General features: G+C 68.3%; 12 protein-coding genes. 6 read left to right on the top strand and 6 right to left on the bottom strand.

The window, feature by feature from the left end; translation table 11 throughout:
- The first annotated feature begins 27 nt into the window (after positions 1 to 27).
- The 6 genes from WS78_RS23975 (at position 28) to WS78_RS24000 (ending at position 9,105) form a co-directional block, all read left to right on the top strand.
- Positions 28 to 3,864 (top strand): nitrate reductase subunit alpha, encoded by a 3,837-nt coding sequence (locus WS78_RS23975; RefSeq protein WP_059581964.1) that lies wholly within the window; start codon positions 28 to 30, stop codon positions 3,862 to 3,864.
- On the top strand, positions 3,861 to 5,390 hold the full coding sequence (narH, locus tag WS78_RS23980) for a nitrate reductase subunit beta (protein WP_038745407.1): 1,530 nt from the start codon (positions 3,861 to 3,863) through the stop codon (positions 5,388 to 5,390). The genes WS78_RS23975 and narH overlap by 4 nt, the downstream gene beginning before the upstream one ends.
- Positions 5,387 to 6,079 carry a nitrate reductase molybdenum cofactor assembly chaperone gene (narJ, locus tag WS78_RS23985; RefSeq protein ID WP_038745404.1) on the top strand — a complete coding sequence of 231 codons (693 nt, stop codon included), beginning with the start codon at positions 5,387 to 5,389 and terminating at the stop codon, positions 6,077 to 6,079. The genes narH and narJ overlap by 4 nt, the downstream gene beginning before the upstream one ends.
- Positions 6,080 to 6,314: 235 nt before the next feature.
- Positions 6,315 to 6,998, top strand: a complete 684-nt coding sequence (gene narI, locus WS78_RS23990; RefSeq protein ID WP_038745402.1) for a respiratory nitrate reductase subunit gamma — start codon at positions 6,315 to 6,317, stop codon at positions 6,996 to 6,998.
- A gap of 10 nt (positions 6,999 to 7,008) precedes the next feature.
- A complete protein-coding gene (locus WS78_RS23995; RefSeq protein ID WP_038745399.1) occupies positions 7,009 to 7,806 on the top strand; it encodes a peptidylprolyl isomerase in 798 nt (265 codons plus the stop codon).
- 24 nt (positions 7,807 to 7,830) lie between these two features.
- Complete coding sequence (locus tag WS78_RS24000) at positions 7,831 to 9,105, top strand: MFS transporter (RefSeq protein WP_038745396.1); 1,275 nt, start codon at positions 7,831 to 7,833, stop codon at positions 9,103 to 9,105.
- A 4-nt stretch (positions 9,106 to 9,109) separates the two neighbouring features.
- Here the strand turns inward: WS78_RS24000 and WS78_RS24005 are convergent, their stop codons facing one another.
- The 6 genes from WS78_RS24005 to WS78_RS24030 form a co-directional block, all read right to left on the bottom strand.
- Positions 9,110 to 9,439, bottom strand: a complete 330-nt coding sequence (locus tag WS78_RS24005; protein ID WP_038745394.1) for a hypothetical protein — start codon at positions 9,437 to 9,439, stop codon at positions 9,110 to 9,112.
- 59 nt (positions 9,440 to 9,498) lie between these two features.
- Positions 9,499 to 9,717: a ribbon-helix-helix protein, CopG family gene (locus WS78_RS24010; RefSeq protein ID WP_059581960.1), complete on the bottom strand. Its 219-nt coding sequence runs from the start codon at positions 9,715 to 9,717 to the stop codon at positions 9,499 to 9,501.
- Between the two features lie 101 nt (positions 9,718 to 9,818).
- Complete coding sequence (locus tag WS78_RS24015) at positions 9,819 to 10,628, bottom strand: spermine/spermidine synthase domain-containing protein (RefSeq protein WP_052145027.1); 810 nt, start codon at positions 10,626 to 10,628, stop codon at positions 9,819 to 9,821.
- Positions 10,629 to 10,668: 40 nt separating this feature from the next.
- Positions 10,669 to 10,929: an HPr family phosphocarrier protein gene (locus WS78_RS24020; RefSeq protein WP_059581955.1), complete on the bottom strand. Its 261-nt coding sequence runs from the start codon at positions 10,927 to 10,929 to the stop codon at positions 10,669 to 10,671.
- 69 nt (positions 10,930 to 10,998) lie between these two features.
- Complete coding sequence (locus tag WS78_RS24025) at positions 10,999 to 11,445, bottom strand: hypothetical protein (protein WP_059581950.1); 447 nt, start codon at positions 11,443 to 11,445, stop codon at positions 10,999 to 11,001.
- A gap of 554 nt (positions 11,446 to 11,999) precedes the next feature.
- Complete coding sequence (locus WS78_RS24030; protein WP_059581946.1) at positions 12,000 to 12,776, bottom strand: YoaK family protein; 777 nt, start codon at positions 12,774 to 12,776, stop codon at positions 12,000 to 12,002.
- Positions 12,777 to 12,912: the final 136 nt, after the last annotated feature.

The following is a 12,912-nucleotide window of genomic DNA, read 5'->3' on the forward strand; positions in this document are numbered from 1 at the left end:
GCGCCTCACTCCCCCACAAGGATCGCCATGAGCCATTTCCTGGACAGGCTGCGCTTTTTCACGACGGCCCGCCCACAGTTTTCCGACGGGCACGGCGCGGTCACCGACGAGGACCGGAAGTGGGAAGAGGGCTACCGGCAGCGCTGGCAGCACGACAAGATCGTCCGTTCGACGCACGGCGTGAACTGCACCGGCTCGTGCTCGTGGAAGGTCTACGTGAAGGGCGGCATCGTCACGTGGGAGACGCAGCAGACCGACTATCCGCGCACGCGAGCGGACATGCCGAACCACGAGCCGCGCGGCTGCTCGCGCGGCGCGTCGTACTCGTGGTACCTGTACAGCGCGAACCGGCTCAAGTACCCGCTCGTGCGCAGCGCGCTCGTCAAGCTGTGGCGCGCGCGGCGCCGCACGATGGCGCCCGTCGACGCGTGGCGCTCGATCGTCGACGACGAAGACGCGCGGCGCGCCTATCAGAGCCGCCGCGGCCTCGGCGGCTTCGTGCGCGCGACGTGGGACGAAGTCAACGAGATCGTCGCGGCGGCGAATGTTCATACGATAGCCCGCCACGGGCCGGACCGCGTCGTCGGCTTCTCGCCGATCCCGGCGATGTCGATGGTGTCGTACGCGGCGGGCTCGCGCTATCTGTCGCTGGTGGGCGGCGTGTGCCTGAGCTTCTACGACTGGTATTGCGACCTGCCGCCCGCGTCGCCGCAGACGTGGGGCGAGCAGACCGACGTGCCCGAGTCCGCCGACTGGTACAACTCGACCTTCATCATGATGTGGGGCTCCAATGTCCCGCAGACGCGCACGCCCGACGCGCACTTCCTCGTCGAGGCGCGTTACCGGGGCACGAAGATCGTGTCGGTGTTCCCCGATTACGCCGAAGGCGCGAAGTTCGGCGACCTGTGGCTGCATCCGAAGCAGGGCACCGACGCGGCGCTCGCGCTCGCGATGGGGCACGTGATCCTGAAGGAATTCCACGTCGACGGGGCGAGCGACTATTTCTCCGATTATTGCCGCCGCTACACGGATATGCCGTGCGTCGTGCGGCTCGTGCCGCATGGCGCGGGCTACGTGCCCGAGCGGCTCGTGCGCGCGTCCGACTTCGGCGGCGCGCTCGGCGAAACCGGGCGTCCGGAATGGAAGACCGTGATGATCGACGACGCGACGGGCGAGTTCGTCGTGCCGGTCGGCTCGATCGGCTTTCGCTGGGCGCAGCAGGACGGCGGCGATCGCGGCAAGTGGAACCTGAAGGCCGAGACGTCGGCGGGCGACGCGCTCGCGCCGCGGCTGTCGCTCGCGAAAGCGCATGACGAAGTCGTCGACGTGCTGTTTCCGTACTTCGGCAACCAGCCGCACGCGCATTTCGATCACACCGCGCATCCGTCCGAGCTGTCGCGCAAGATCGGCGCGCGGCGCGTCGCGACGCCAAACGGCGAGATGCTCGTCGCGACCGTCTATGACCTGTTCGTCGCGAACTACGGAATCGATCAGGGCCTGGGCGGCCGCGACGTCGCGAAGACCTATGACGACGACGTGCCGTACACGCCCGCGTGGCAGGAGGCGATCACCGGCGTGAAGCGCGGCGACGCGATCGCCGTCGCGCGGCAGTTCGCGGAAAACGCGCACAAGACGCAGGGCAAATCGATGGTGATCGTCGGCGCGGGGATCAACCACTGGTTCCACATGGACATGACGTACCGCGCGATCATCAACATGCTGATCATGTGCGGCTGCATCGGCAAATCGGGCGGCGGCTGGTCACACTACGTCGGCCAGGAAAAGCTGCGGCCGCAGACCGGCTGGACCGCGCTTGCGTTCGCGCTCGACTGGCACCGGCCGCCCAGGCAGATGAATTCGACATCGTTCTTCTACGCGCACACCGACCAGTGGCGCTACGACCCGATGGACCCGGCCGCGCTCTTGTCGCCGCTCGCCGACAAGAGCCGCTTCCACGGCGCGCCGATCGACTACAACGTGCGCGCCGAGCGGATGGGCTGGCTGCCGTCCGCGCCGCAGCTCGCCGCGAATCCGCTGCGCGTCGGCGCGGACATCGCCGATCCCGCGCACGCGGGCGCGGAGATCGCGCGGCGGCTCGCGTCGGGCGAGCTGAGGATGGCGTGCGAGGACCCCGACGCGCCCGAGAACTTCCCGCGCAACCTGTTCGTGTGGCGCTCGAACCTGCTCGGCTCGTCGGGCAAGGGCCACGAATATTTCCTGAAGCACCTGCTCGGCACGACGCACGGCGTGCAGGGCGACGAGATCCGCGAAGGCGAAGGCGCGCGCCCCGAGGAAGTGACGTGGCGCGCGCAGGCGCCGCGCGGCAAGCTCGATCTGCTCGTCACGCTCGACTTCCGGATGTCGACGACCTGCATGTACTCCGACGTCGTGCTGCCGACCGCCACGTGGTACGAGAAGGACGACATGAACACGTCGGACATGCATCCGTTCATCCATCCGCTGTCGGCGGCGGTCGATCCGGCGTGGCAGTCGAAGAGCGACTGGGAGATCTTCAAGGGCATCGCGAAGCGCTTCTCGGAGCTGGCCGACGGCCACCTCGGGGTCGAGCGCGACATCGTGCTTTCGCCGATCGCGCACGACAGCCCGGCGGAGCTCGCGCAGCCGTTCGACGTGCGCGACTGGAAGCGCGGCGAATGCGACGCGGTTCCCGGCAGGACGATGCCGGCCGTGACCGTCGTCGATCGCGACTATCCGAGCACGTACCGCAAGTTCACGTCGCTCGGGCCGCTGATGGACCGGCTCGGCAACGGCGGCAAGGGCATCGGCTGGGATACGAAGGACGAGGTCGCGCTGCTCGGCGCGCTCAACTATCGCGTGACCGAGGACGGCTGCGCGCAAGGCCGCCCGCGGATCGACAGCGCGCTCGACGCGGCCGAGGTGATCCTCGCGCTCGCGCCGGAGACGAACGGCGCGGTCGCGGTGAGGGCGTGGCAGGCGCTCTCGCGCGTCACCGGCATCGAGCACGCGCATCTCGCGCATGCGCGTGAGGACGAGAAAGTCCGCTTTCGCGACATCCAGGCGCAGCCGCGCAAGATCATCTCGTCGCCGACGTGGAGCGGAATCGAATCCGAGCACGTGTCGTACAACGCGGGCTACGTGAACGTGCACGAGCTCGTGCCGTGGCGCACGCTGAGCGGGCGGCAGCAGCTCTATCAGGATCATCCGTGGATGCGCGCGTTCGGCGAGTCGCTCTGCGCATACAAGCCGCCCGTCGATACCGGCAGCTACGCGCACATGGTCGGCCAGCGCTCGAACGGCAATCCCGAGATCGTGCTGAACTTCATCACGCCGCATCAGAAGTGGGGCATCCACAGCACGTACACGGACAACCTGCTGATGCTGACGCTCTCGCGCGGCGGGCCGATCGTCTGGATGTCGGAGCGCGACGCGCAGACGATCGGCGTCGCCGACAACGACTGGATCGAGTGCTACAACGCGAACGGCGCGCTGTGCGCGCGCGCCGTCGTGAGCCAGCGCGTGCCGCGCGGGATGGTGATGATGTATCACGCGCAGGAGAAGATCGTGAACACGCCGGGCTCGGAGATCACCGGCACGCGCGGCGGCATCCACAACTCGGTCACGCGCGTGTCGCTGAAGCCGACGCACATGATCGGCGGCTACGCGCAGCTGTCGTACGGCTTCAATTATTACGGCACCGTCGGCTCGAATCGCGACGAGTTCCTGATCGTGCGCAAGATGAAACGGATCGACTGGCTCGACGACGAAAACGAAAACGAAAGCGAACGCGCGCGCGCAGGCGGCGCGGCCGCCGCACCGTCGGCCGCACCCGCTGCTCCGGGTGAGCCGGCCGCACGCAATGCCGACGCAGGAGAAACGCGATGAAAATCCGCGCGCAGATCGCAATGGTGCTCAATCTCGACAAGTGCATCGGCTGCCACACGTGCTCGGTCACGTGCAAGAACGTGTGGACGAGCCGCGAAGGGATGGAGTACGCGTGGTTCAACAACGTCGAGACGAAGCCGGGCATCGGCTATCCGAAGGACTGGGAGAACCAGGAGCGTTGGCGCGGCGGCTGGAAGCGGCGCGCGGACGGCAGGATCGAGCCGCGCCTCGGCGGCAAGTGGCGGCTGCTCGCGCAGATCTTCGCGAATCCGCATCTGCCGGAGATCGACGATTACTACGAGCCGTTCACGTTCGACTACGCGCATCTGCAGGAAGCGGGCGACGCGCGCGCGATGCCTGTCGCGCGGCCGCGCTCGCTCGTGAGCGGCGAGCGGCTCGAGAAGATCGAGTGGGGGCCGAACTGGGAGGAGATTCTCGGCGGCGAATTCGAAAAGCGCTCGAAGGACTACAACTTCGATCACGTTCAGAAGGACATCTACGGACAGTTCGAGAACACGTTCATGATGTACTTGCCGCGGCTGTGCGAGCACTGCCTGAATCCGGCGTGCGTCGCCGCGTGCCCGTCGGGCTCGATCTACAAGCGCGAGGAAGACGGCATCGTGCTGATCGATCAGGACAAGTGCCGCGGCTGGCGAATGTGCGTGTCCGGCTGTCCGTACAAGAAGATCTACTACAACTGGCAAAGCGGCAAGGCGGAGAAATGCATCTTCTGCTATCCGCGCATCGAGGCGGGGCAGCCCACCGTGTGCTCGGAGACCTGCGTCGGCCGCATTCGCTATCTCGGCGTGCTGCTGTACGACGCGGATCGCATCGGCGACGCGGCGAGCGTCGAGCGGGAAACGGATCTGTACGGTGCGCAACTGTCGCTCTTTCTCGATCCGAACGATCCGGCGATCGCCGCTCAGGCGGAGCGCGACGGCGTGCCGGCCGCGTGGCTCGACGCGGCGAGGCGCTCGCCCGTCTACAAGATGGCGATCGACTGGAAGATCGCGTTCCCGCTGCATCCGGAGTACCGGACGCTGCCGATGGTCTGGTACGTGCCGCCGCTGTCGCCGATCAACGCGGCCGCGAACAGCGGCACGCTCGGGATGAACGGCTATTTGCCCGACGTCGAATCGCTGCGCATTCCGCTGCGCTATCTCGCGAACCTGTTGACGGCGGGCGACGAAGCGCCGGTGAAGCTCGCGCTCGAGCGGCTGCTCGCGATGCGCGCGTTCATGCGCGCGCGGCATGTCGATCGCGTCGACGCGCCGGGCGTGCTGAAGCAGGCGAGCCTGTCGATCGCGCAGGTCGACGAGATGTATCGCTATCTCGCGATCGCGAACTACGAGGATCGCTTCGTGATCCCGACGACCCATCGCGAATACGCGGAGGACGCGTTCGATCTGCGCGCGTCGTGCGGCTTCTCGTTCGGCAACGGCTGCTCGGGCGGCACGTCGGAGGCGAGCCTGTTCGGCATGAAGAAAGGCCAGCGGACGATTCCGATCAAGGAGGTGGAGCGATGAGCGACGCACCGCTCGAGCCGCGCGGCGCGGTGTACGCGGCGCTGTCGGCGCTGCTCGATTATCCGGGCGACGCGCTCGTCGACGCGCTGCCTTCGATCGACGCGTGCCTGCGCGACGCGAAGGGATTGACGAACGGCGCGCGCGCGGGGCTCGCGCGCCTTGTCGCGTATCTCGGCGAGCGCGACTTGCTGACGCTGCAGGAGAACTACGTCGCGCTCTTCGATCGCGGCCGCGCGACGTCGCTGCATCTGTTTGAGCACGTGCACGGCGAATCGCGCGACCGGGGCCAGGCGATGGTCGATCTGCTGCAGATGTACGAGCGGCACGGGCTCTATCTGAGCGCGCACGAGTTGCCCGATTATCTGCCGGTGTTCCTCGAATATCTGTCGCGGCTGCCGGAGCGCGACGCGCGCAATCTGCTCGAGGAGACGGCCGAGATTCTGCAGGCGCTGGCAACGGCGCTCGCGAAGCGCGGCAGCCATTACGGCTTCGCGATCGGCGCGCTGTTGTCGCTCGCGGGCAAGGGGCGGGCGGACGTGCCCGAGTCGCCGGACGACGATGCGCACACGGCAGTCGATCACCGCGCGCTCGACGCCGACTACGCGGACGAACCGGTTCGCTTCGTCGGCGCGGAGACGCCGGGCGCGGCGGAGCCCGTGCGGTTTTACGACAAGCGGCCGGGCCGCTAGGGAAACGCTGATCAAAGGCCGGATTCGCGCTACTGAGCATGGCCCGACAAGGGTTTGCGGCGCTGCGAGCGATTGAATCAGTGTTTCCCCAGGTCGCGCAACGGGCCGCGCGCGGCCGTCTGGCCGACGGCGCGACGATGCGAAGGCCGGCGGCGCGGGCGGGCGGCGCAAGGCCCTGGCGCAGGATCAACGAAGTACCCGGCGAAAGTACCCGGCGAAAGATCAGGAGAAGCCCATGAGCGATTACTTGAATACGTTTCTGTTCGGCCTCTATCCGTACCTCTGTCTCGCGGTGCTGCTGATCGGCAGCCTGATCCGCTTCGATCGAGAGCAGTACACGTGGAAGAGCGATTCGTCGCAGTTGCTGCGGCACGGCGCGCTGCGGCTCGGCAGCAACCTGTTCCACTGGGGCGTGCTCGTCGTCGTGATCGGCCACTTCGCCGGCTTTCTCGCGCCGCACTGGCTCGTGTCGCCGTTCCTGTCGGCGTCCGCGCATCAGCTCGTCGCGATGGTGGGCGGCGGCGCGGCGGGCGCGGTCGCGATCGTCGGGCTCACGATCCTGATCGCGCGGCGGCTCGGCGACGCGCGCATTCGCCGCAACAGCCGCAAGTCCGACATCCTGATCGTGCTGATGCTCTGGGCGCAGCTCGCGCTCGGGCTCGGCACGGTCGTGCTGTCCGCGCGGCACATGGACGGCGCGATGTTCGAGGTGCTGACCGACTACGTGAAGGGCGTCGTCACGTTCCGGCCGGGCGTCGCGGATCTGCTCGCCGGCGTGCCGTGGACGTATCGCGCGCACATCCTGCTCGGCTTCACGATTTTCCTCGTGTCGCCGTTCACGCGGATGGTGCACATCTGGAGCGGGTTCGCGTCGCTCGCGTACCTGATCCGGCCGTACCAGCTCGTGCGCAAGCGTTGACGAGCAGCTGATGAATACGATCGACGAAACCCTCGACGCGGGGGCGCATGCGCGCGTGAGCGTCAACGGCGTCGAGATCGGCGCGGCCGAGATCGCCGACGAGCGCGCGCACCATGCCGACGCCGGCGATCCGCTCGACGCGGCGCGGCGCGCGCTCGTGGTGCGCGAACTGCTGCGGCAGCGCGCGATCGCGCTCGGCCTCTGCGCCGAAGGCGCGCCGCTCGACGACGACGCGCTCGACGCGCTGCTCGAGCGCGAGCTCACGCACTTGCCGCAGCCGGCGCGCGAGGACTGCGAGCGCTACTACCGGAACCACGCGGCGCGCTTTCGCCGGCGCGACATCGCCTACGCGAGCCACATCCTGTTCGCGGTGACGGACGCGACGCCGCTCGCGCCGCTGCGCCGCGAGGCCGAAGCGACGCTCGCGCGCGTGCTCGCCGATCCGCAAACGTTCGAGGCGCTCGCGCGCGAGCTCTCGAACTGCCCGTCGGCGAGCGTGGGCGGCAGCCTCGGGCAGCTGCTGCGCGGCGATTCGGCGCCGGAGTTCGAGGCGGCCGTGTTCGATGCGCCCGACCTCGGCGTGCTGCCGCGCCTCGTGAACACGCGCTTCGGCTTTCACATCGTGCGGATCGAGCGCCGCGTGCCGGGCGATCCGGTGCCGTTCGACGCGGTCGCCGCCGACATCGCCGCGTTCCTCGCCGAGCGCGTGCGGCACAAGGCGATCCAGCAATACGTGACGATTCTCGCGAGCGGCGCGCGCGTCGAGGGCGTCGCGTTCGGCGACGCGAACGGCCCGCTGGTTCAATGAACTGATCGGGAAAGGAGGGCGGACATGGTCTCACAGCACGATTCCGGCGCGCTCGACCATGCGCCGGCGATTCCCGCGCGCGCGTGGTCGGTGCTTTTCGCGAGCACGTTCGCGTTCCTCGTCTGCTTCGTCGTCTGGATGATGTTCGGCGTGCTCGGCATCCAGCTGCGCGAAGACTTGCATCTGAACGCGACCGAGTTCGGGATGCTCACGTCGACGCCCGTGCTGACGGGCGCATTGATGCGGCTGCCGCTCGGCGCATGGACCGACCGCTTCGGCGGGCGCATCGTGATGACGGTGCTGCTCGTCGTCTGCGCGGTGCCCGTCTATGCGGTCAGCTACGCGACCGCGCTTTGGCAGTTCCTGCTGATCGGGCTCTTTCTCGGCTGCGTCGGCGCGTCGTTCGCGGTCGGCACGCCATACGTCGCGCGCTTCTTCCCGCCACAGCGGCGCGGGCTTGCGATGGGCGTGTTCGGCGCGGGTACGGCCGGCGCGGCGGTCAATCTGTTCGTCACGCCGCTGCTGCTCGCCGCGTACGGCTGGCGCGTCGTGCCGCGCGTGTACGCGGTCGCGCTTCTCGTCACCGCGGCGATCTTCTGGTTCGCGTCGGCGCCCGATCCCGGCGCGGGCGCGCAAAAGGGCTCGTGGCTCGAATCGTTCGGGGTGCTGCGCGATCGGCGCGTGTGGAAGCTCTGCCAGTACTACTCGATCACGTTCGGCGGCTTTACGGCGCTGTCGCTGTGGATGCCGCAGTACCTGAAGAACGGCTATGGAATGTCGCTTGTCGCCGCGTCCGCGTTCGCGGCGGGCTTCTCGCTGCCGGGCTCGGTGCTGCGCGCGCTCGGCGGCGCGCTCGCCGACCGCTACGGCGCGCACGCGGTCACATGGTGGGGGTTGTGGGTCGCGTGGATTTGCCTGTTCCTGCTGTCCTATCCGCCGACCGACCTCGTGATCCACACGGTCGACGGCACCGCGACGCTGCGTCTCCATATTCCGCTCGCCGCGTTCGTCGTGCTGACGTTCGTGTTGGGCGCCGTGTTCGCGTTCGGGATGGCGTCGACGTTCAAGTACGTCGCCGACGATTTTCCGGACAACATGGGCGTCGTCACCGGCATCGTCGGGCTCGCGGGTGGGCTCGGCGGCTTCCTGCTGCCGATCATCTTCGGCGCGCTCGTCGACTTGCTTCGCGTGCGCTCGACGTGCTTCATGTTCCTGTACGGGATCGTCTGGGTGTCGCTGATCATCCTCTATCTGGCGGAGATCCGGCGCGTGCCGATCGCGGGCGCCGCCGCGCGCTGAACGATCACGCGGCCTGCTCGGCGCCGGCAGGCGGCGCGTGCGGCTCGGCCGCGGCGCTGCGTTCGGCGCTCGACGGCGGGCGCTTGCGCGCGGAAGGTTCGAGGATGCTCGTCGCGTCGCCGAGGAAGAGCCAGTGAACCTGGCCGGGCGCGGACGCGTCCGATTCGCGGATCCAGTTCGCGCCGCAGGCGCGGCAGCGGAACTTGCCGATCATGAGCGGCTTGCGAAACAGCGGCCGCAGCTTGGTCGGCTTGCCGAGCGCATCGAGCGGAACATCGCCCGACTCCGGATGCCGCTCGGCGAGGAGCGGCTGACAGACATCACAAGGTATCATTGCTGCTTTCTACGGCACGGCACGACAAGGTGCGACACGGGCGCGCACGCGCCCACGAATCAGGCGGTGGTCTTGCGGCGCGGCTGCGGCTTCGCGGCGCCGCGCGGGGCGACCGGGCTGCGCGTCTTGTAGCTCACGCCGTGCTGCTCGAGATAATCCCGAATCATCTGACGCACGACCTGCGACGGCGTCAGATCCTGCGCGGCGCACAACTGCTCGAACGCCTTCTTCTTGAAGGGGTCGATCAGGACGGTCAGACGGGCGCTTTTCGTTTCCATGGCGGGACACAGTGGCATGTATGTTAATCAAATTATAATACATGCCGACTTCCGGACGATTTTTTGTCCGTTCCCTCATTTCCGGCGCAGCCGGGCCCGTATCATGCGTCGACCGGTTCGCCGAACCGGCGCCAGTCGTAGCTCACGCCCAGTTCGATGCGCACGGCCGCCTCGACGAGATCGATGCTGTGCCCGCGGGCCAGCGCGTTCGCCCGCTCGATCATCGTCTCGAGCGACGGCAGCGGCGCATCGCTTTTCCACGCGAAGACGATCAGGTTCGACGCGCTGTCCTCGGCGGGCGCGAGCGCGGCCGAGGTGCCGAACACGTCGCGCAGTGCGGCGAGGCAATCGGCCACGCGCGGATCGTCGGTCAGCAGATTGACGACCAGCACGCCGCCCGCCGCCAGATGGCGGCGGCAGTCCGCGTAGAACGGCCGGCTGCCGAGCTCGAGCGGCAGCCCGCCGGCGTCGAAGCCGTCGACGATCAGCACGTCCGCGCACGCGTCGCCCGCGGACGCGACGTATTGGGCGCCGTCCGCGCACAGCACCGAGAAGCGCGCGTCGTCGGGCGGAATTCGGAACCGGTCGCGCAGCGCGATCACGTCCGGATTGATCTCGATCGACGTGATGCGCGCGTCGGGCAGGTGCCGGTACAGATATTTCGCGAGCGAGCCGCCGCCCAAGCCGATCATCGCGATCCGGCGCGGCTCGGAGTGCAGCAACAGAAAGCCCATCATCGTGCGCGTGTAGCCGAGCGCGAGCAGATCCGGGCCGTCGACATACATGCAGCTTTGCATCCCGCGATCGTCGAAGCAGAGCGACACGAGGTGCGGCGTCTCGATCACGACGGGCGAGTTCGCGTGCGCGCAGCGGTGCGGCGCGGACAGCGGCCCGGACGAGTTCGCGGGCATGCCGGGAAAGCGTGGTTGCATCGGCCGGTTCTCCCGCGCGTCAGTTCGCGCTCAAGAGCGACGCGAGCGAATGAAGCGCGTCTTCCTCGTCCGGGCCGCTCGACAGAATCTGCATCTGCGTGCCGCGCTTCGCGCGCAGCGCGACGACGGACATCACGTCCTTCGCGTTCGCGCGGCGGCCGTTCGCGACGACGACGATGTCGCTCTGGAAGCGGCCCGCCGCGCCGGCGAGCGCCTGGCCCGCGAACGCGGCGTCGTAGCGCCCCCATTTCAGGCCGATCTCGATCAATGCTTGTGCCACCGGGAATCCTTCAAGTGATTCGTTGCACGCGGGCCGTCGCGGCCGGCTCGCGCGCCTGCGCACTCAGTCTCAGTGCATCGCGCGCGCCTGCGCGCGGGCGAGGAACGCGAGCAGCTCGCCGTCCCATGCGCCATCCTGCAGGACGATTTTCGCCGTGTCGAGCGGCTTCATGTCGCGGTTCAGATGCACGAGCGCCAGCGAGCGGGGCGGGCACGGCCGCCGGAAGAAGCGCCCGTCGTCGTCGAGGAAGAGGCAGGGGCGCTGCCGGATCTGCGCGCTCGACACCGAGATCGGGTCCAGCACGTGGCGCGCCGATTCCTTCGGGTAGACGAAGATGACGTTCGTGCCGAGCGCCTCGAGGCGCTCGCACGCGGCCGAGAAGCGGTAGAGCATCTGAAAGCCGCGCTCGCCGCTCCTGCCGACGCCGACGATCACGAGGCCCTGCGTGCCCATTACGTCCCGCGGCACGCGGCGCGCGTAGTCGTGCGCTAGGAGCGCTATATGCATGTCGAACATGCGTGCGTCCGGGTCGGGCCGCGCATCGGGGGGCGCGTGCGGTTGAGCCAATCGCCGGAACGGGCCGGCGCGTGATCGATCATTTTCGTGCGCGGGAGTGTATATGCACATAACATTAACATGGTATGTGCGTGCTCGGAAAGTGGGCAGGTGCGCCGGGCGACGGGAGCCGATGCGCGGCAAGGGGATTGAAGCGGGCGCCGGCGCCTGACGGACGGCTTTCGGCGGGACGAATTGCGGGCGCAACCCGCGCAACAATGCTGCCGGCTTCGGCTTCGGCTTCGGCTTCGGCTTCGGCTTCGGCTTCGGCTTGGACCGATTGGCTGAACCCGCTGGAATTCGGCGCTCGACCGCACTTTCGCGCCCCGGGGTTCTCGTCGAGCGGCTCGAACGCGCCGCATGGCCGGCGCTCGGACGGTGGCGCTGGCGGTTTAGGGGCGCGAAGCGAAATCGCTCAACTGCGACGGGCTGCGCCCGAAGCCGCGCCAATGGCGATCGCCTCGCGCCGACGCGCCGACCGGCACGGGGCCGCGCTCCACCCCGTCGATGCGCCGTCAGTCCGCCCGCCTGCCGCCGCCCGGCCGGCTCGCCCATTCGCGCAGGTCATCGAGCATCGGGACGCCGGCCAGCACGACGAGCAGACCCGCGAGCGGGATCGTCACCGAGTAGCCGATGTGCTTGAAACCGAGCGCGCCCGCGAGGCCGCCCGAGAAGAACATCGCGAGCATCGTGCCGAGCACGCGCAGCTTCAGCCGGTTCGCGTACACGTCCGGCTCGCCGGGCTCGGCCTGCGTCGAATTCCAGTAGAACAGCTTGCCGAGCTCGATGCCGAGATCGGTGACGATGCCCGTCATGTGCGTCGTGCGGATCTCGGCGTTCGAGAGCTTCGTGATGATTGCGTTCTGCAGGCCCATGATGAAGCACAGCAGAACGACTGTGACAGGCACGAAGAACGTCCGCCAGAGCGCCAGATGGCTGCCGAGAAGGCCGAAGCACAGCAGCAGGAACGCCTCGAGCAGCAGCGGAAACGCATAGCGGCTGTGCAGCCGCTTGCGCCGGCCCCAGTTGACGAGCACGGCCGACGCCGCCGCGCCGAGCAGGAACGACGCAAGCGACGCAACGCCCGCGAACACGAGCACGACGTTGCCGAGCGCCGCCTGATCGGCGATCGCCGACACGATCCCGCTCATGTGCGACGTGTACTGCTTGACGGCGAGAAAGCCGCCGGCATTCGCGGCGCCCGCGACGAACGCGAGGGAAAAGCCGAGGTGCCGGTTGGCGTCGAGATTGCGATCCTTTCCGGCGAGGCTGCGAAAGTAGGCGACTGGCATGGCGTGACGTGGCGGCGGGCGAACCTGCGCATTGCGCCCGCGTGCCCGGCAACCTTCGCGTTCGAGCGCCGAACAGGCGCGAAGCGAAGCGGGGCGCGACGGGGAGCGAGGCAATGCGGATCGACGCGTGTGGTGA

Source organism: Burkholderia savannae (assembly GCF_001524445.2).
Lineage (GTDB): Bacteria > Pseudomonadota > Gammaproteobacteria > Burkholderiales > Burkholderiaceae > Burkholderia > Burkholderia savannae.

Coding starts and splice junctions, on each gene's coding strand:
- WS78_RS23975 (WP_059581964.1), top strand. CDS start 28: ATGAGCCATTTCCTGGACAGGCTGCGCTTTTTCACGACGGCCCGCCCA.
- narH (WP_038745407.1), top strand. CDS start 3,861: ATGAAAATCCGCGCGCAGATCGCAATGGTGCTCAATCTCGACAAGTGC.
- narJ (WP_038745404.1), top strand. CDS start 5,387: ATGAGCGACGCACCGCTCGAGCCGCGCGGCGCGGTGTACGCGGCGCTG.
- narI (WP_038745402.1), top strand. CDS start 6,315: ATGAGCGATTACTTGAATACGTTTCTGTTCGGCCTCTATCCGTACCTC.
- WS78_RS23995 (WP_038745399.1), top strand. CDS start 7,009: ATGAATACGATCGACGAAACCCTCGACGCGGGGGCGCATGCGCGCGTG.
- WS78_RS24000 (WP_038745396.1), top strand. CDS start 7,831: ATGGTCTCACAGCACGATTCCGGCGCGCTCGACCATGCGCCGGCGATT.
- WS78_RS24005 (WP_038745394.1), bottom strand. CDS start 9,439: ATGATACCTTGTGATGTCTGTCAGCCGCTCCTCGCCGAGCGGCATCCG.
- WS78_RS24010 (WP_059581960.1), bottom strand. CDS start 9,717: ATGGAAACGAAAAGCGCCCGTCTGACCGTCCTGATCGACCCCTTCAAG.
- WS78_RS24015 (WP_052145027.1), bottom strand. CDS start 10,628: ATGCCCGCGAACTCGTCCGGGCCGCTGTCCGCGCCGCACCGCTGCGCG.
- WS78_RS24025 (WP_059581950.1), bottom strand. CDS start 11,445: ATGTTCGACATGCATATAGCGCTCCTAGCGCACGACTACGCGCGCCGC.
- WS78_RS24030 (WP_059581946.1), bottom strand. CDS start 12,776: ATGCCAGTCGCCTACTTTCGCAGCCTCGCCGGAAAGGATCGCAATCTC.